Genomic DNA, 18452 nt, shown 5'->3' on the forward strand with positions numbered 1-18452 from the left:
TTTTTCCATTATGGACTTTTAGTTCTGGCGAGCAACCATCGGGCATAAAAAAAGCGCAGTCCGTTTCCGGCTGCGCTTTTTCATTTCGTGACGCTTACTGCGGGCGCTTGCGCTCAACTGCGCGCAGCAGATGCGTCGGCGGCGTTTCGCAGCTGATCTTGCGACCGAGTTTTTCTTCGATGGACGGCAACTGATAGGAGTCGTCCTCGCCAGCGAAGCTGATCGACACACCGTCAGCGCCTGCGCGACCGGTACGGCCGATGCGGTGCACGTAGTCGTCAGGCACTTCCGGCAGGGTGAAGTTGATCACGTGGCTGATGCCGTCGATGTGGATGCCGCGACCGGCGACATCGGTGGCCACCAGCACGCGAATCTTGCCTTCGCGGAAACCTTCCAGAGTCTTGATGCGCTTGTGCTGCGGTACGTCGCCGGACAGCTGCGCGGCGTTGATGCCGTCACGCACCAGACGCTCTTCGATGCGGCGTACTTCGTCCTTGCGGTTGGCAAACACGATGACCCGCTCCCAACCGTTATCGTTGACGAGGTTATAGAGCAGCTTGTATTTGTCGGCAGCGGCCACGGCGTAGATGTGCTGCTCGACGTTCTCGTTGGCGACGTTGGTGATTTCGATTTCGACGATGGCCGGGTCGGTGGTCCATTGCTTGGCCAGATTCATCACGTCTTCGGTGAAGGTCGCGGAGAACAGCAGGGTCTGGCGCTCGGACTTCGGCGGGGTCTGGCGAATGATCTGCCGTACCTGCGGGATGAAACCCATGTCGAGCATGCGGTCGGCTTCGTCCAGGACCATCACTTCGACCATATCCAGATGCACGTCGCCGCGCTGGTTGAAGTCGAGCAGGCGGCCCGGCGTGGCGACGAGGATGTCGCAATGACGTGCTTCGAGGTGCTTGAGCTGTTTGTCGAAGTCCATGCCACCGACGAAGGTCATGACGTTGAGGCCGGTGTACTTGGTCAGGTCAGCGGCGTCCTTGGCGATCTGCACCACCAGCTCACGGGTCGGCGCGATGATCAGTGCGCGCGGTTCGCCCATGTAGCGCTCTTTCGGCGGCGGCGTCTGCAGCAACTGGGTGATGATCGAGATCAGGAACGCGGCGGTCTTGCCGGTGCCGGTCTGCGCGCGGCCAATGGCGTCTTTGCCGGCGAGGGTGAAACCCAGCACCTGCGCCTGGATCGGCGTGCAGTACGGAAAGCCCAGGTCCTGAATGGCGTGCATCAGTTCCGGGGCAAGCTTGAAATCATGAAAGCGGGTTTTGCCTTCCTGTGGCTCGACGACGAAGTCTTCGAGTTTCCACGGAATGACCGGCGCCTTGGGCTTCGGTTCGCGACGCGGTCTGGCCGGTTTCGGCGCTTCGCTGGGTGCCGGCTCTACGGCCATTGGCGCGGCCGCAGCGGGTTTTTCTTCTGGCTTCGGTGCGGCTACGGGAGCGGGGCGGTCGGCCTGCGGGGCATCGGTGCGATGACCGGGGGCGTGCGACGGCGCACTGGGAACTGGCGCGAGCTGCTCAGCCTCGCTTTTACCGAACATCTTCTTGAGTGCTTTGAGCACGGTCATCTCATCAATTGGTTAAGGAATGTACGCCGGCCAGTGTAATGCAAGAATCGGGCGCGGCGTAGTAGGAGGGATCAATGGGCGGACATTGCTCGCGAATCAGCGCAGGCGTTCGCTCAGCCAGACGCCGACGTCGCGAATCTCTTCAGGTAACACTTCGTGCTCCATTGGGTATTCCTGCCATGTCACGGTGACACCATGCTTCACCAAATGCTCATAGGCAGTGCGCCCCATCGAGTTCTGCACCACGCCATCGAACTGCCCGTGCAGACACAGCACCGGAATACGCTGCTGACTGGCGGATAACTCCAGTTCGTCGCTGAATGTCGGTGCGTACGTCGACAACGCCAGCACCCCGCCCAGCGGTCCCTGCCATTTAAGGAACGCGGTATGCAATACCACCGCGCCGCCTTGCGAAAACCCGGCAAGGAAAATCCGCGAGGCGTCTATTCCGCTGGCGCGCTGGTTTTCGATCAGCTCGATGATGCGCTCTGCCGACGCTTCCAGTTCGTCGCGATCGATCGCCCGGGCCGGGCTCATGGCCTTGATGTCATACCAGCTGGGCATGGCATATCCGCCATTTATCGTCACTGGACGGGTCGGTGCCTGCGGCAGCACAAAGCGCGTGCTCAACAGACTTTCCTGCAATGCCTCGGCTACCGGCAGGAAGTCGTAACGGTCGGCGCCGAGGCCGTGCAGCCAGATCACGCAGGCGTCTGCGGGCTTAACAGGCTGAAGAATCAAGGGCTCGGTCATGTCTGCTCCAAAAATGTGCGGGCGCTCTCATTGAGTGCGTGATTGAAGTGCGCGCCCGGTTGATCCGTTAACAAGATGTCGCAAGGTTACAAGTTTAGCTATTGACGTGTCGCGCAATCACTTTCGCAAGCGGTGTGGTACGGCGTTTGCTATGAAGCTTTGCGTACGAAGCATCCGTTGCGCGGCGGTAACACTATCAGTGTCAGTCGCACGATGGGATAGCAACGAATCCGGTGATGGATGTTCGCCAATGGCCTCAACGGGCTTAGCGAACGTGAAAGGGCTACAGCCCGTTCGGCCGATTGGTGAGAAGTGAGTGATCCATGATGTGGATTTTCTCCTACTAGACTCATAGCGAAGGTCTTACGTCGGTTGACCCCAAAAAAAGCCAACACGGGTCAACAACGCCTCAAAAGGGTGCGACAGGACTCAAGCTCCGACACAACAAGAGCAAAACTGGAGGTTTGAATGAAGATGTTGAAATCCACTCTGGCGGTCGTGACTGCTGCAGCAGTACTCGGCGTCAGCGGGTTCGCTCAGGCGGGTGCAACCCTGGATGCGGTACAGAAAAAAGGTTTCGTGCAGTGTGGCGTGAGCGACGGTCTGCCGGGCTTCTCGGTACCGGATGCGACCGGCAAGATTCTCGGCATCGATGCTGACGTCTGCCGCGCTGTTGCGGCAGCCGTTTTCGGCGACGCCAACAAGGTCAAGTTCAGCCAGTTGAACGCCAAGGAGCGCTTCACCGCGCTGCAGTCCGGCGAGATCGACATCCTGTCGCGCAACACCACCATGACCAGTTCCCGTGACGCGGGCATGGGCCTGAAATTCCCGGGCTTCATCACCTACTACGACGGCATCGGCTTCCTGGTGAACAACAAGCTGGGCGTGAAAAGTGCCAAAGAGCTCGACGGCGCGACCATCTGCATCCAGGCCGGTACCACCACCGAACTGAACGTTTCCGACTACTTCCGTGGCAACGGTCTGAAATACACCCCGATCACCTTCGACACCTCCGATGAAAGCGCCAAGTCGCTGGAATCCGGTCGTTGCGACGTGCTGACCTCCGACAAGTCCCAGCTGTTCGCCCAGCGCAGCAAGCTGGCCTCGCCGAAGGACTACGTGGTGCTGCCGGAAACCATTTCCAAGGAACCATTGGGCCCGGTCGTACGTAACGGCGACGACGAGTGGCTGGCGATCGTGCGTTGGGTCGGCTACGCGCTGCTCAATGCCGAAGAAGCCGGCATCACTTCGAAGAACGTCGAAGCTGAAGCCAAGTCCACCAAGAACCCGGACGTGGCCCGTATGCTCGGCGCTGACGGCGAGTACGGCAAAGACCTGAAACTGCCGAAAGACTGGGTTGTGCAGATCGTCAAGCAGGTCGGCAACTACGGCGAAATCTTCGAGAAAAACCTCGGCAAGAGCACTCCGCTGGAAATCGACCGTGGCCTGAACGCCCTGTGGAACAACGGCGGCATTCAGTACGCACCACCAGTGCGCTAATGGTTCTATCGCCCGGCGGGCCAACCGCCGGGTGATGTTCTTGTTCCATTTCTTCCGGGGCACTTCATGCAAAATTCAATCGGCGCACCAAAGCAGAGGCTCAGCCTCAGCGATCCACGAGTGCGTGCGTGGCTATTCCAGATCATCACCGTTGTGGCGGTGGTCTCGCTTGGCTGGTACCTGTTCGACAATACGCAAACCAACCTTCAGCACCGGGGCATCACCTCCGGCTTCAGCTTTCTGGAGCGCAGTGCCGGATTCGGCATCGCTCAAACCCTGATCGACTACACCGAAGCGGACAGTTACGCGCGGGTGTTTGTCATCGGCCTGCTCAACACCCTGTTGGTGACCTTTATCGGCGTGATCCTGGCGACGATTCTCGGTTTCATCGTCGGCGTGGCGCGGCTGTCGCAGAACTGGATCATCGCCAAACTGGCGACGGTGTATGTGGAAGTATTCCGCAACATTCCGCCGCTGCTGCAGATCCTGTTCTGGTACTTCGCGGTGTTCCTGACCATGCCGGGGCCGCGCAACAGCCACAACTTCGGCGACACCTTCTTCGTCAGCAGCCGTGGCCTGAACATGCCGGCCGCACTCGCTGCCGACGGCTTCTGGGCGTTCGTGATCAGCATCGTCCTGGCCATTGTCGGCATCGTGCTGATGTGCCGCTGGGCCAACAAGCGCTTCGAAGAAACCGGCGTACCGTTCCACAAGTTCTGGACCGGCCTGGCAATTGCGCTGGTGATCCCGACCCTGTGCGCGCTGATCTTCGGCGCTCCGCTGCACTGGGAAATGCCCGAGCTCAAGGGCTTCAACTTTGTCGGTGGCTGGGTGCTGATCCCGGAACTGCTGGCATTGACCCTGGCGCTCACCGTGTACACCGCAGCGTTCATCGCCGAGATCGTACGTTCCGGGATCAAGTCGGTCAGCCACGGCCAGACCGAAGCAGCGCGTTCCCTCGGCCTGCGCAACGGCCCGACCCTGCGCAAGGTGATCATCCCGCAAGCCCTGCGCGTGATCATTCCGCCGCTGACCAGCCAATACCTGAACCTGGCGAAGAACTCTTCGCTGGCGGCCGGTATCGGTTACCCGGAAATGGTTTCGCTGTTCGCTGGCACCGTGCTCAACCAGACCGGGCAGGCCATCGAAGTGATTGCCATCACCATGAGCGTGTACCTGGCGATCAGTATCAGCATTTCCCTGCTGATGAACTGGTACAACAAGCGCATTGCGCTGATCGAGCGGTAAGGAAAAGCGCATGAGTACTCATACTTTCAAACCCGACATGCCTCCACCGAACAGCAGCATCGGCGTGGTGGCGTGGATGCGCGCGAACATGTTCTCCAGCTGGCTCAACACCTTGCTGACGCTGTTTGCGTTCTACCTGATCTACCTGGTCGTGCCACCGATCCTCAGCTGGGCGATCGTCGATGCCAACTGGGTCGGCACCACTCGCGCCGACTGCACCAAGGAAGGCGCCTGCTGGGTGTTCATTCAGCAGCGCTTCGGCCAGTTCATGTACGGCTACTACCCGACCGAGCTGCGCTGGCGCGTTGATCTGACCGTGTGGCTGGCGGTCATTGGCGCAGCACCGCTGTTCATCTCGCGCGTGCCGCGTAAAGCGGTGTACGGCCTGAGCTTCCTGGTGCTGTACCCGATCATCGCCTTCATCTTGTTGCACGGCGGTTTCGGTCTGACCACCGTGCCGACCAGCCAGTGGGGTGGCCTGATGCTGACCCTGGTGATCGCCACCGTCGGCATCGCCGGAGCATTGCCGCTGGGCATCGTGCTGGCGCTGGGACGGCGTTCCAATATGCCGGCGATTCGTGTGGTCTGCGTGACTTTCATCGAGTTCTGGCGCGGCGTGCCGTTGATCACGGTGTTGTTCATGTCCTCGGTGATGCTGCCGCTGTTCCTGCCCGAAGGCATGAACTTCGACAAGCTGCTGCGGGCGCTGATCGGCGTGATCCTGTTCCAGTCGGCGTACGTGGCTGAGGTGGTACGTGGCGGTCTTCAAGCGATCCCTAAAGGTCAGTACGAAGCGGCCGCGGCGATGGGCCTCGGTTACTGGCGTTCGATGGGCCTGGTGATCCTGCCGCAAGCGCTGAAGCTGGTGATTCCGGGCATCGTCAACACGTTCATTGCGCTGTTCAAGGACACCAGCCTGGTGATCATCATCGGCCTCTTTGACCTGCTCAACAGCGTCAAGCAAGCCGCCGCCGACCCGAAATGGCTGGGCATGGCCACCGAAGGCTACGTGTTCGCCGCCCTGGTGTTCTGGATTTTCTGTTTTGGTATGTCGCGCTATTCCATGCATCTGGAACGCAAGCTCGACACTGGCCACAAGCGTTAGGAGTTCTCTGTAAATGAGCGAAGCAATCAAAAAGCCTGTGGGTCCGGAAGGCATTATCCAGATGCAGGGCGTGAACAAGTGGTACGGCCAGTTTCACGTACTCAAAGACATCAACCTCAACGTCAAACAGGGCGAGCGCATCGTTCTGTGCGGCCCGTCGGGTTCCGGTAAATCGACCACGATCCGTTGCCTCAATCGTCTTGAAGAACACCAGCAGGGGCGCATCGTCGTCGATGGCGTGGAACTGACCAACGACCTCAAGCAGATCGAAGCGATCCGCCGCGAAGTCGGCATGGTGTTCCAGCACTTCAACCTGTTCCCGCATCTGACCATTCTGCAGAACTGCACCCTGGCGCCGATGTGGGTGCGCAAGATGCCCAAGCGCAAGGCCGAAGAAATCGCCATGCATTACCTGGAGCGCGTACGCATTCCGGAGCAGGCGCACAAGTACCCGGGGCAACTGTCCGGCGGTCAGCAACAGCGTGTGGCGATCGCCCGCGCCTTGTGCATGAAGCCGAAAATCATGCTGTTTGACGAGCCGACTTCAGCGCTCGATCCGGAAATGGTGAAAGAGGTTCTCGACACCATGATCGGTCTGGCCGAAGACGGTATGACCATGCTTTGCGTGACCCACGAAATGGGCTTTGCCCGCACCGTGGCCAACCGCGTGATCTTCATGGACAAGGGCGAAATCGTTGAACAGGCCGCGCCGAACGATTTCTTCGACAATCCGCAGAATGATCGGACCAAGTTGTTCTTGAGTCAGATTTTGCATTGATGGTTGATAAGTGAAAACAACCCGGCCATGTGCCGGGTTGTTTTTTCGGGGTCAGGAAACCGAAAGGGATTGATGTTCTTTGTGGACGATGTGCTCGAAACCTCTCAAATCTGCACCTTCGCCGAGAGTCTTTGCATCGGTTAGCAAATATGGGTAACGATCCAATAAACGCATCAGCAGTATGAGTGCCTTGGGCGGCAAGATTTCGCCGCGCTCGTAGCGAGAGAATGCGTTATGCCCACCCCCAGATAGCAGTTGCACCGTCTCTTTTTGCGTCAGATGCAATTTGCGGCGAATCAGCTTCATCTCGTCGCCGATCATTTTCCTGGCAGCGATGACCAACTCATCACCTGCGTCGCAATAACGTTCCGCGCTATCGGTATCGGCGTCCCATTCGACCTCACCGCAGTTCTGGCACTCCCAGCCAGAAAGATCATCCACACGCCGCTCCATGCCTTTGACTTTCAGGGTTTCGCCGCGCCCCTGAAAATGCCTCATTCCCTCACGTGCACCGCAGCTGACACATTGCTGGGTTTTCATGGGTTTTTCTCCTTGAAGGAGATCACCGGTGGGCTGCCGCCGGGGCGGTATGTCACCTTGATGTAAATCTCCTGATCTCGTGAATTGATGTGATACACGTCTTGCCAGATTCGATGATCCTCATAAGTAGTCATCGATTTGTACAACATCCTGGTTTGTAGCTCGAAAACAATCTCCTGCATTTCGCTGACATTGAAGCCGAGCTTCTCAGCTGACCTTACTGAAGTTTTGGTGAAAGCATTTTGACCCAGTCGCCTCACTTCAGACTTGATCACCGCCAAGTCGTAATGGGGTGTGTTCTTTTCCATAAGAAGCCAAAACCCTGTCCCTGAAATTACCCTTAAAGGGTAATTTTGACCAATCGAAAATGCCGCTCCATGTGTCTCCGATTGACCCTAGGTGGTTGCCGTCCTACATGGGTCTGACTAACATGTCGGAAAATTCATCCTATGATTGGATGAAAAGGCGAGGCTCATGTCCGAAATTTCCCCTTTGATCAAGCGATCCCTGGTCGATCAGGCTTTGGATCAACTGCGTCAACGCATCAACAGCGGTGCGTGGCAGGTCGGCGAGCGTCTGCCGACCGAGCCTGAGCTGTGCGCCGAGCTGGGTATCAGCCGCAACACGGTGCGTGAGGCGATGCGTGTTCTGGCGTTTTCGGGATTGATCGAAATTCGCCAGGGCGACGGCAGTTATCTTCGTGCGCTGGTCGACCCGCTCGACACACTTAAAGCGCTATCGCGTTGTTCGCTGGAGCAGGCCCGGGAGACCCGGCACATCCTTGAAGTCGAGGCCATCGGCCTGGCCGCGTTGCGCCGTACCGATGAGGATCTGGCGGCGCTGCGTGAAGCGCTCGGCACCAGCGGCAGCCATTACCACGGCGATCTCGACACCTATATCGCCTGCGATCTGGTGTTCCATCGCCGACTGGTCGACGCCGCGCACAACCCGACCCTCAGCGAGTTGTATCGCTACTTCTCCAGCATCGTCGGCGCGCAATTGCGCCAGACCCTGAATATCACCCCGCGCCGTCAGGAAGTGTTCGATCTGCACATCGACTTGCTCGATGCGGTCGAGCAACGCGACCCGGAACGGGCCAAAGCCTTGTCGAGGCAGCTGATCAATGAACCTTGAAACCGAGAAGACCATGTCCCGCAGTGAGTTATCCACAGCGTCGAAGCGCACCCGCGAACTTGAAGAGCTGCTGATCGATGCCGAGGCTGATGACGAGCAGGTGCAGCAAAGCCATCCGTTGGTGAAACGTCCATGGTTGCTGCTGCTCGGGTTGATTCTGGTGGCGCTGAACCTGCGCCCGGCGTTGTCGAGCATGGCGCCATTGCTTAGCGAGGTCTCCAGGAGCCTCGAGCTGTCTGCGGCGCAGGCGGGATTGCTGACCACGTTGCCGGTGCTGTGCCTGGGCTTGTTCGCACCGCTGGCGCCGATTCTGGCGCGGCGGTTTGGTGCTGAGCGGGTGGTGTTGGGGATTCTGCTGACACTGGCCGGCGGCATCATCCTGCGCAGCAATTTCGGCGAGATCGGCCTGTTCGCCGGCAGCGTCCTTGGCGGCGCCAGCATCGGCATCGTCGGCGTGCTGCTGCCGGGCATCGTCAAGCGCGACTTCGCCAAACACGCCGGGACCATGACCGGCGTCTACACCATGGCGCTGTGCCTGGGCGCGGCGATGGCGGCGGGTTCGACTGTGCCGCTGAGTGAATACTTCGGCAACAGCTGGGCGATGGGCCTGGGGTTCTGGGTGATTCCGGCATTGGTGGCGGCGGTATTCTGGCTGCCACAAGTCGGCTCCAAACATGGCGCACACAACGTCGCCTATCGCGTGCGCGGGTTGCTGCGTGATCCGCTGGCCTGGCAGGTGACCTTGTACATGGGCCTGCAATCGTCGCTGGCCTACATCGTGTTTGGCTGGTTGCCGTCGATCCTCATCGGGCGCGGGCTGACACCGACTCAGGCCGGATTGGTGCTGTCCGGTTCGGTGATCATTCAACTGGCCAGCTCGCTGGCCGCGCCGTGGCTGGCGACCCGGGGCAAGGATCAGCGCCTGGCGATCGTCGTGGTGATGGCACTGACCCTGGCCGGCCTGTTCGGCTGCCTGTACGCACCGATCGAAGGTCTGTGGGGCTGGGCGATTCTACTCGGCCTGGGGCAGGGCGGTACGTTCAGTCTGGCCCTGACCCTGATCGTGCTGCGCTCGCGCGATTCCCATGTCGCGGCGAACCTGTCGAGCATGTCCCAGGGTTTTGGCTACACCCTGGCGTCCATGGGGCCGTTTGCCGTGGGCGTGGTGCATGACTGGACCGGCGGCTGGAATGCGCTGGGCTGGATTTTCGGCATTATCGGCGCCGGTGCAATCCTCGCCGGGCTGGGTGCCGGGCGTGCGCTGTATGTGCAGGTGCAAAGCGAAAAGATCTGAATGCACTGACTGCAAATGTGGGAGCGAGCCTGCTCGCGAAAGCGGTGTTTCAGTCAACATGGATGTTGAATGTTGAATTGCCTTCGCGAGCAGGCTCGCTCCCACAAGGGTTTTGCGTATTGCCGATAGTGTTTCTGCGCGCGGCAGATTATGGTGCTGGCAATCTGTACCTATTTTTTTGGAGACTGCCTTGAGCGAAGCCCACAGCGCCCTGATCACCCGCTTCTACCAAGCTTTTCAGCGCCTCGACGCCGAAGCCATGGCCGCCTGCTACACCGATGACGTGGTCTTCAGTGATCCGGCCTTTGGTGAACTGCGCGGGCGCGATGCCGGCGACATGTGGCGCATGCTCACCACCCGTGCCAAGGATTTTTCCCTGACTTTTGACAATGTCCGCGCCGACGAGCGCAGCGGCGGCGCGCATTGGGTGGCGACTTACCTGTTCAGCCAGACCGGCAACATCGTCATCAACGATATCCAGGCGCGTTTCGTGTTCCGTGACGGCAAGATCTGTGAGCACCACGACCACTTCGATCTATGGCGCTGGTCGCGCCAGGCGCTCGGTTTCAAAGGCCTGCTGCTGGGCTGGACGCCGCTGGTACGCAACGCCGTGCGCGCCCAGGCGCGCAAGGGACTGAAGGCATTTCAGGCCGGGCGCTGATAAGATCGCAGCCTGTTTTCCTACACGTTCAGACCACCCAAGTGACCAGCCTTAGCGAAAAAACCGTCGATGTTGCCGAACCAGTGAGCAAATCCTGGTTCGTCTACCTCGTGCGTGCCGCCAACGGCTCGTTGTACTGCGGAATCAGCGACGACCCGGTGCGGCGTTTCGCCAAGCACCAGAGCGGCAAGGGCGCGCGGTTCTTTCTCTCCAGCCCGGCGATGGCGCTGGTCTACACCGAACTTTGCCGCGACAAAAGCGATGCTTTGCGCCAGGAACGGCTGATCAAGAAGCTGCGCAAAAGCGCCAAGGAATGCCTCGTCGCGTCTTATCAATCTGACTGATTGGTTCCCATCAGGCAGATCTGTAGGCTGCTAATCCAATGCACGCTAAGCTGCGGGCTCACTATCTGAGCGGCGGAGCCGAGCATGTCCGAGTTGATTCTGCACCATTACCCGACCTCTCCATTTGCCGAGAAGGCCCGCCTGCTGCTGGGTTTCAAAGGCCTGTCCTGGCGTTCGGTGCATATTTCCCCGGTGATGCCAAAGCCGGATCTGACGGCATTGACCGGTGGCTACCGCAAGACTCCGGTGTTGCAGATCGGTGCTGACATCTATTGCGACACCGCACTGATCGCTCGACGCCTGGAACAGGAAAAAGCCCTGCCGGCGTTCTTCCCCGAGGGCCAGGAAATGACCAGCGCCAGTTTTGCGGCGTGGGCCGATTCGGTGGTGTTCCAGCACGCCGTGAGCCTGGTGTTCCAGCCGGAATCGGTGGCGGTGCGTTTCGGCAAATTGCCTCCGGAAGCGATCAAGGCATTCCTCGCCGACCGCGCCGGCTTGTTCAGCGGCGGCAGTGCCACGCGTTTGTCCGCCGAGCAGGCCAAACATCAGTGGCCGACGATCATGGCGCGTCTGGAGCAGCAGTTGCAGCGCGAGCAGGGCGACTTCCTCTTCGGCGAGCCATCGATTGCCGACTTCGCCCTGGCGCATCCGCTGTGGTTCCTCAAGGCGACGCACGTCACGGCGCCGCTGGTGGATGAATATCCGGCGGTGGCGGCGTGGCTGGGTCGAGTGTTGGGGTTCGGCCATGGCGCAGCGAGCGAGATGTCTTCCGCCGAGGCACTGGAGGTCGCGCGTAACGCGACGCCAGCGGCATTGCCGGATGAGCGGTTCGTTGATCCGAACGGCTTCAAGGCGGGCCAGCAAGTGGCAATTGCCGCTATCGATTACGGCGTTGATCCGGTGGTGGGCGAGCTGCTGTTTGCTGGCCGTGAAGAGCTGATCATTCGCCGTGAAGACGAACGTGGCGGCGTGGTGCATGTGCACTTTCCGCGCTTTGGGTTCCGTATCGAGGCGCGCTGATTTATCAAGTCAGCGGCAAAACCTGTGGGAGCGAGCCTGCTCGCGAAGACGATGGATCATTCAACATTGTTGTTGGCTGATGCAGCGCTTTCGCGAGCAGGCTCGCTCCCACATTGGTTATTTCAGGGCAGCGAGGATTTCTTCCGGATCAAACCCGCGAATCAACGTACCGTTCACATCAATCAGCGGAATCCCGCGTCCACCCAATGCCTCATACGCCTTGCGCGCATCGGCATCCTTCTCGATGTCGAACTCCTTGAACGGTATGCCCTTGCTGTCGAGAAAGCGTTTGGTCTGTTTGCAGTAGCCGCACCAGTCGGTGGCATAGAGCACGACATTGGCTTGCGCCCGCGTCTGCTCAGAAACCATTTGCGCGGGGTTGAACACCCGCTCGATCTTGCCCCAGTTCTGATAGACCACGACCACCAGCAGTACCAGGGCGACTTTTTTCAGCACGTTGCCGAGCATCAGTTACGCCGCTTCAGCTGGTCGGTCAGCGAAGTCGGCAGGCCTTTGATGATCAAAGTGCCGTTCTCTTCGTCGTACTCGATCTTCGACCCCAGCAGATGCGCTTCGAAGCTGATCGACAGGCCTTCGGCGCGGCCGGTGAAGCGGCGGAATTGATTGAGGGTGCGCTTGTCTGCCGGAATCTCTGGCGAGAGGCCGTAGTCCTTGTTGCGAATGTGATCGTAGAAGGCCTTCGGGCGTTCTTCGTCGATCAGCTCCGACAGCTCCTCAAGGCCCATCGGTTCGCCGAGCTTGGCCTGGCTGCTGGCGTAGTCGACCAGAGTCTTGGTTTTCTCGCGGGCCGAGTCTTCCGGCAGGTCTTCGCTCTCGACAAAGTCGCTGAAGGCTTTGAGCAGGGTGCGGGTCTCGCCGGGGCCGTCGACGCCTTCCTGGCAGCCGATGAAGTCGCGGAAATATTCCGAGACCTTCTTGCCATTCTTGCCCTTGATGAACGAAATGTACTGTTTGGACTGCTTGTTGTTCTGCCACTCGGAAACGTTGATCCGCGCTGCCAGATGCAACTGGCCAAGGTCGAGATGGCGCGAAGGCGTCACGTCGAGCTCATCGGTCACCGCCACACCTTCGCTGTGGTGCAGCAGGGCGATCGCCAGATAGTCAGTCATACCTTGCTGATAGTGGGCGAACAGCACGTGGCCGCCCACCGACAGGTTGGATTCTTCCATCAGCTTCTGCAGATGCTCGACCGCCACTTTACTGAACGCGGTGAAGTCACGGCCGCCGTCCATGTACTCCTTCAGCCAGCCGCTGAACGGGAACGCGCCGGATTCCGGATGGAACAGGCCCCAGGCTTTGCCCTGTTTGGCGTTGTAGCTTTCGTTGAGGTCGGCGAGCATGTTTTCGATGGCGGCGGACTCGGCCAGTTCAGAGTCACGGGCGTGCAGAACTGCGGGCGTGCCGTCGGGTTTTTTGTCGATCAGGTGGACGATGCAATGACGGATCGGCATGGGCTTCTCGGCTGTTGGAAGGGAGGAGGGCAGGCTCCCCCGAAAAAGCGCTCAGTGTACCGCAACCACTGGTTTTGGCGCGGGTTGCAGGGCAAAACCGGGGCGCGCGCCCAGCCTTAAGCGGTTTTTTACCGATTTAGCGCAATAAAGCTGACCAAATGGGTAGCTAGAGGCGGATATTTCCTTGTCGCTGTGCTAGTTTTGCCCGGTCTTACGCGAAGTCACTGCGTTAAGCGTGCATTCAGCATTTGTCAGGTCGAACCAAACCCTGATTTCGGCATCTATAACCCGACTCGTCGTGGTTATCGCCGAGGGTGCCAGATCCAGAAGATCGGGCTCGATGGCTGACACTGCACTCTGCAATCCATATGAATTTGATAGGGAAGGAACACTACATGGCTCTTACTAAAGACCAACTGATCGCCGACATCGCTGAAGCTATCGACGCGCCGAAAACCACCGCGCGTAACGCTCTGGACCAACTGGGCCAAATCGTTGCCGATCAGCTGGAAAACGGCGGCGAAATCACCTTGCCAGGTATCGGCAAGCTGAAAGTGACCGAGCGTCCTGCCCGCACCGGCCGTAACCCTTCGACTGGCGCTGCCATCGAAATCCCTGCAAAGAAAGTGATCAAGCTGGTTGTGGCCAAAGGCCTGACCGACGCTGTGAACAAGTAAGACGCAGCGATAAAAAAAACCGTGCTTCGGAGTGATCCGGGGCACGGTTTTTTTGTGTCTGTGATTTGGCGACTGAATCGCAGGGCCAATGTGGGAGCGAGCAGGCTCGCTCCCACAGGTCGATCTACAGCGCCTTAGCGCACCCAGCGCTCACGCCGCCAGATCTGCTGCTCGGACTTGGTCTGGAAGGTCCAGGCGACAAAGCGGCTCTGCTTCTGCCCCTGCGACATCTCCACGACCTGGCTTTCCAGCACGCCGGCCTTCTTCAGTGCCGTCTCGATGGCCGGCAGGTTCGAGGCCTTCGACACCAGGGTGCTGAACCACAACACCTTGTGCTGGAAGTTCGCGCTCTCGGCAATCAACTGCGTCACGAAGCGCGCTTCACCGCCTTCACACCACAGCTCCGCCGATTGCCCGCCGAAGTTCAGCACCGGCAGCTTGCGTTTCGGGTCGGCCTTGCCCAAGGCGCGCCACTTGCGCTCGCTGCCCTTGGTCGCTTCTTCCATCGAAGCGTGGAACGGCGGGTTGCACATGGTCAGGTCGAAACGCTCGCCCGGCTCCAGCAAGCCGATGAGGATGTGCTTGCGGTTTTCCTGCTGGCGCAGCTGGATCACTTTGCTCAGATCATTGGACTGCACGATGGCTCGAGCCGCCGCCACGGCTGTCGGGTCGATCTCCGAGCCGAGGAAGTGCCAGCGATATTCGCTGTTGCCGATCAGCGGATAAACGCAGTTGGCGCCCATGCCGATGTCCAGCACATTGACGATCGCGCCGCGCGGCACCTTACCGTCGTTCATGCTCGCCAGCAGGTCGGCGAGAAAGTGCACATAGTCGGCACGCCCCGGAACCGGAGGGCAGAGGTAGTCCGCCGGGATGTCCCAATGCTGAATGCCATAGAACGCCTTGAGCAGCGCCCGATTGAACACCCGCACCGCGTCGGGGCTGGCGAAGTCGATGCTTTCCTTGCCGTACGGGTTGGTGATCACGTACTTGGCCAGTTCCGGCGTGGTCTTGATCAGTGCCGGAAAGTCGTAACGACCCTGATGGCGATTGCGCGGATGCAGGCTGGCCTTCTCGCGCGGCTCGACGGCTTTGCTCGGGGACGCGGCGTCAGGCTTCTTGCGCGCAGGTTTGGGTGTGCGGGGGGCGGTCATGGGCGTGGTCGATTCGGGTATGGCTGAAAGTGGCGGGCATTGTCCCACATCTGAAGGCAACACCGTTCAAACTGTGGGAGCGAGCCTGCTCGCGAACGCGGTTTTACATCTGACAGATTTGTCGGCTGACACGCCGGTTTCGCGAGCAGGCTCGCTCCCACAGGGGATTCGAGATTTTGCAGGAATAAAAAAGGGAGGCCACTTGGGCCTCCCTTTTTCAGTGCGATTTGCCGTTACAGGCTGGCAATCCGCGCGTGCTGCTCGGCCAGTTTGCCCAGGGCCTGTTCGGCCTCGGCCAGTTTGGCGCGTTCCTTCTCGATGACTTCGGCCGGGGCCTTGTCGACGAATCCTGCGTTGGAGAGCTTGCCGCCAACCCGCTGGACTTCGCCCTGCAGACGCAGGATTTCCTTGTCCAGACGCGCCAGTTCCGCGCCCTTGTCGATCAGACCGGCCATTGGTACCAGCACTTCCATCTCGCCCACCAGTGCGGTAGCGGACAGCGGTGCTTCTTCGCCAGCGGCGAGCACGGTGATCGATTCCAGACGCGCCAGCTTCTTCAGCAGCGCTTCGTTCTCGCTCAGGCGGCGCTGGTCTTCAGCGCTGACGTTCTTCAGGAAGATCGGCAGTGGCTTGCCCGGGCCGATGTTCATCTCGCCACGAATGTTGCGCGTGCCGAGCATCAGTTCCTTGAGCCATTCGATGTCGTTTTCCGCCGCCGGATCGATGCGCTCTTCGTTGGCCACCGGCCAAGGCTGCAGCATGATCGTTTTGCCCTGAATACCGGCCAGCGGCGCGATACGCTGCCAGATTTCTTCAGTGATGAACGGCATGAACGGATGCGCAAGACGCAGCGCCACTTCCAGCACGCGCACCAGCGTCCGGCGAGTACCGCGCTGACGTTCGACCGGCGCGTTCTCGTCCCACAGCACAGGCTTGGACAGTTCCAGATACCAGTCGCAGTACTGGTTCCAGATGAACTCGTACAACGCTTGCGCGGCGAGGTCGAAACGGAACTGATCCAGTTGGCGGGTCACTTCGGCTTCGGTGCGTTGCAGCTGCGAGATGATCCAGCGATCTGCCAGCGACAGCTCGTAGGCTTCGCCGTTCTGGCCGCAATCTTCGCCCTTGTCCAGAACGTAACGCGCGGCGTTCCAGATCTTGTTGCAGAAGTTGCGATAGCCTTCGACGCGACCCATGTCGAACTTGATGTCGCGACCGGTCGAGGCCAGCGAGCAGAAGGTGAAGCGCAGGGCGTCGGTGCCGTAGCTTTCGATGCCATTGGCGAATTCTTCGCGGGTGGCTTTCTCGATCTTCTTCGCCAGTTTCGGTTGCATCAGGCCCGAGGTGCGCTTCTGCACCAGGGTTTCCAGGTCGATGCCGTCGATGATGTCCAGCGGGTCAAGGACGTTGCCCTTGGACTTGGACATCTTCTGGCCCTGGCCGTCGCGTACCAGACCGTGTACGTACACGGTCTTGAACGGAACCTGCGGCGTGCCGTCTTCGTTCTTCATCAGGTGCATGGTCATCATGATCATCCGGGCAACCCAGAAGAAAATGATGTCGAAACCGGTGACCAGCACGTCGGTGGAGTGGAATTTCTTCAGGAACTCGGTCTGCTCAGGCCAGCCCAGGGTCGAGAAGGTCCACAGGCCGGAACTGAACCAGGTGTCGAGTACGTCGTTGTCCTGTTGCAGCGCAACGTCCGGGCCGAGGTTGTGCTTGGCACGCACTTCGGCTTCGTCGCGACCGACGTAGACCTTGCCCGACTCGTCGTACCAGGCCGGAATCCGGTGGCCCCACCACAGCTGACGGCTGATGCACCAGTCCTGGATGTCGCGCATCCACGAGAAGTACATGTTTTCGTACTGCTTGGGCACGAACTGGATGCGACCGTCTTCAACGGCAGCAATCGCCGGCTCGGCCAGAGGCTTGGTCGATACGTACCACTGGTCGGTCAGCCACGGCTCGATGACCGTGCCGGAGCGATCGCCTTTCGGCGTTTTCAGGTTGTGATCGTTGACGCTCACCAGCAGACCGGCAGCGTCGAACGCGGCGACGATCTGCTTGCGCGCCTCGAAACGCTCCAGCCCGGCGAACTCCGCCGGAATCTTGCCGTCGATGCTCTCGTTCAGCGTGCCGTCAAGGTTGAACACCTGCGCGGCAGGCAGCACGTTGGCGTTCTTGTCGAAGATGTTCAGCAGCGGCAGGTTGTGGCGCTTGCCGACTTCGTAGTCGTTGAAATCGTGGGCCGGGGTGATTTTCACGCAGCCGGTGCCGAATTCAGGGTCGCAATAATCGTCGGCGATGATCGGGATGCGCCGGCCAACCAGTGGCAGCTCGACGAATTTGCCGATCAGGGCTTTGTAGCGCTCGTCGTTCGGATTAACCGCGACGGCGGAGTCGCCGAGCATGGTTTCCGGACGGGTGGTGGCGACGATCAGGAAGTCATTGCCCTCGGCGGTTTTCACACCATCGGCCAATGGGTATTTCAGGTTCCACAGGAAGCCTTTCTCTTCGTGGTTTTCCACTTCGAGGTCGGAAATCGCCGTGTGCAGTTTGGTGTCCCAGTTGACCAGACGCTTGCCGCGGTAGATCAGGCCGTCCTCATGCAGACGCACGAAGGCTTCCTTGACCGCTTCCGAGAGGCCGTCGTCCATGGTGAAGCGCTCGCGGCTCCAGTCGACGGACGAGCCGAGACGACGGATCTGCCGGCTGATGTTGCCACCGGACTGATCTTTCCACTCCCAGACTTTCTCGAGAAATTTTTCCCGGCCCAGATCGTGACGATTCTGGCCCTGGGCTTCGAGTTGGCGCTCAACCAGCATCTGCGTGGCGATACCGGCGTGGTCGGTGCCCGGCTGCCACAGGGTATCGCGACCCTGCATGCGGCGGAAACGGATCAACGCGTCCATGATCGCGTTGTTGAAACCGTGACCCATGTGCAGGCTGCCGGTGACGTTCGGCGGCGGGATCATGATGGTGTAGGACTCGCCCGCGCCTTGCGGGGCGAAGTAGTTCTCGGACTCCCAGGTCTTGTACCAGGAAGTTTCAATGGCGTGCGGCTGGTAGGTCTTATCCATGCGCGGCGGGACCCTATTGGCATTTATTCAGGAAAAGCCGGGAAGTATAGCCGTGGGGACAGCCACAAGCCACAAGCTGCAAGCTTCAAGAGGAGCACGGCGGATTTGCTTTGGCTTTG

General features: G+C 59.8%; 18 protein-coding genes. 10 read left to right on the forward strand and 8 right to left on the reverse strand.

Annotation, left to right across the window (positions count from 1 at the left end):
* Positions 1 to 94: 94 nt before the first annotated feature.
* Positions 95 to 1573, reverse strand: coding sequence for an ATP-dependent RNA helicase RhlB (gene rhlB, locus J5M66_RS13930; protein ID WP_207808449.1), 1479 nt, complete (start codon positions 1571 to 1573; stop codon positions 95 to 97).
* 96 nt (positions 1574 to 1669) lie between these two features.
* The gene (locus J5M66_RS13935) at positions 1670 to 2326 is read right to left on the reverse strand and encodes an alpha/beta fold hydrolase (protein ID WP_122747670.1); all 657 of its coding nucleotides are present in this window, start codon (positions 2324 to 2326) and stop codon (positions 1670 to 1672) included.
* A 468-nt stretch (positions 2327 to 2794) separates the two neighbouring features.
* Between J5M66_RS13935 and J5M66_RS13940 the strand changes: the two genes are divergently transcribed.
* The 4 genes from J5M66_RS13940 (at position 2795) to J5M66_RS13955 (ending at position 6957) form a co-directional block, all read left to right on the forward strand.
* Positions 2795 to 3826, forward strand: a complete 1032-nt coding sequence (locus tag J5M66_RS13940; RefSeq protein ID WP_016771583.1) for an amino acid ABC transporter substrate-binding protein — start codon at positions 2795 to 2797, stop codon at positions 3824 to 3826.
* A gap of 66 nt (positions 3827 to 3892) precedes the next feature.
* Complete coding sequence (locus tag J5M66_RS13945; protein ID WP_071174462.1) at positions 3893 to 5074, forward strand: amino acid ABC transporter permease; 1182 nt, start codon at positions 3893 to 3895, stop codon at positions 5072 to 5074.
* Positions 5075 to 5084: 10 nt separating this feature from the next.
* Positions 5085 to 6179 (forward strand): amino acid ABC transporter permease, encoded by a 1095-nt coding sequence (locus J5M66_RS13950; protein WP_024011693.1) that lies wholly within the window; start codon positions 5085 to 5087, stop codon positions 6177 to 6179.
* Between the two features lie 13 nt (positions 6180 to 6192).
* On the forward strand, positions 6193 to 6957 hold the full coding sequence (locus tag J5M66_RS13955) for an amino acid ABC transporter ATP-binding protein (protein WP_016771581.1): 765 nt from the start codon (positions 6193 to 6195) through the stop codon (positions 6955 to 6957).
* A gap of 51 nt (positions 6958 to 7008) precedes the next feature.
* On the opposite strand, the gene J5M66_RS13960 is transcribed toward J5M66_RS13955, so the two are convergent.
* Both J5M66_RS13960 and J5M66_RS13965 read right to left on the reverse strand, forming a co-directional pair.
* Complete coding sequence (locus tag J5M66_RS13960; RefSeq protein ID WP_207808447.1) at positions 7009 to 7497, reverse strand: type II toxin-antitoxin system MqsA family antitoxin; 489 nt, start codon at positions 7495 to 7497, stop codon at positions 7009 to 7011.
* Entirely contained in the window at positions 7494 to 7805 is a 312-nt protein-coding gene (locus tag J5M66_RS13965; RefSeq protein WP_122610756.1) for a type II toxin-antitoxin system MqsR family toxin, read from the reverse strand. Before J5M66_RS13965 ends, J5M66_RS13960 begins: the two co-directional genes overlap by 4 nt.
* A 166-nt stretch (positions 7806 to 7971) precedes the next feature.
* On the opposite strand from J5M66_RS13965, the gene J5M66_RS13970 reads away from it, so the two are divergent.
* The 5 genes from J5M66_RS13970 (at position 7972) to J5M66_RS13990 (ending at position 11950) form a co-directional block, all read left to right on the forward strand.
* Positions 7972 to 8631 (forward strand): FadR/GntR family transcriptional regulator, encoded by a 660-nt coding sequence (locus tag J5M66_RS13970; RefSeq protein WP_207808445.1) that lies wholly within the window; start codon positions 7972 to 7974, stop codon positions 8629 to 8631.
* Positions 8621 to 9925, forward strand: a complete 1305-nt coding sequence (locus J5M66_RS13975) for a CynX/NimT family MFS transporter (protein WP_207808442.1) — start codon at positions 8621 to 8623, stop codon at positions 9923 to 9925. Before J5M66_RS13970 ends, J5M66_RS13975 begins: the two co-directional genes overlap by 11 nt.
* 190 nt (positions 9926 to 10115) lie before the next feature.
* Complete coding sequence (locus tag J5M66_RS13980) at positions 10116 to 10586, forward strand: nuclear transport factor 2 family protein (RefSeq protein WP_071174467.1); 471 nt, start codon at positions 10116 to 10118, stop codon at positions 10584 to 10586.
* 41 nt (positions 10587 to 10627) lie between these two features.
* The gene (locus J5M66_RS13985) at positions 10628 to 10930 is read left to right on the forward strand and encodes a GIY-YIG nuclease family protein (protein WP_064364404.1); all 303 of its coding nucleotides are present in this window, start codon (positions 10628 to 10630) and stop codon (positions 10928 to 10930) included.
* 84 nt (positions 10931 to 11014) lie between these two features.
* Positions 11015 to 11950: a glutathione S-transferase family protein gene (locus tag J5M66_RS13990; protein WP_122610752.1), complete on the forward strand. Its 936-nt coding sequence runs from the start codon at positions 11015 to 11017 to the stop codon at positions 11948 to 11950.
* 117 nt (positions 11951 to 12067) lie between these two features.
* Here J5M66_RS13990 and J5M66_RS13995 read toward each other — a convergent pair whose 3' ends face one another.
* Complete coding sequence (locus J5M66_RS13995) at positions 12068 to 12418, reverse strand: glutaredoxin family protein (RefSeq protein WP_122610751.1); 351 nt, start codon at positions 12416 to 12418, stop codon at positions 12068 to 12070.
* A complete protein-coding gene (yejK, locus tag J5M66_RS14000; protein ID WP_016771572.1) occupies positions 12418 to 13422 on the reverse strand; it encodes a nucleoid-associated protein YejK in 1005 nt (334 codons plus the stop codon). Before yejK ends, J5M66_RS13995 begins: the two co-directional genes overlap by 1 nt.
* A 395-nt stretch (positions 13423 to 13817) precedes the next feature.
* Here yejK and J5M66_RS14005 point away from each other — a divergent pair, with 395 nt between their 5' ends.
* Complete coding sequence (locus J5M66_RS14005; RefSeq protein WP_003221909.1) at positions 13818 to 14099, forward strand: HU family DNA-binding protein; 282 nt, start codon at positions 13818 to 13820, stop codon at positions 14097 to 14099.
* 134 nt (positions 14100 to 14233) lie between these two features.
* Here J5M66_RS14005 and rlmF read toward each other — a convergent pair whose 3' ends face one another.
* Together rlmF and J5M66_RS14015 are read right to left on the reverse strand one after the other, a co-directional pair.
* Positions 14234 to 15253 carry a 23S rRNA (adenine(1618)-N(6))-methyltransferase RlmF gene (rlmF, locus tag J5M66_RS14010; RefSeq protein WP_016771571.1) on the reverse strand — a complete coding sequence of 340 codons (1020 nt, stop codon included), beginning with the start codon at positions 15251 to 15253 and terminating at the stop codon, positions 14234 to 14236.
* A gap of 233 nt (positions 15254 to 15486) precedes the next feature.
* Positions 15487 to 18333 carry a valine--tRNA ligase gene (locus J5M66_RS14015; protein ID WP_016771570.1) on the reverse strand — a complete coding sequence of 949 codons (2847 nt, stop codon included), beginning with the start codon at positions 18331 to 18333 and terminating at the stop codon, positions 15487 to 15489.
* Between the last annotated feature and the right edge of the window lie 119 nt (positions 18334 to 18452).

The sequence above is a fragment of the Pseudomonas sp. 67(2021) genome (assembly GCF_017491835.1).
GTDB lineage: Bacteria > Pseudomonadota > Gammaproteobacteria > Pseudomonadales > Pseudomonadaceae > Aquipseudomonas > Aquipseudomonas atacamensis.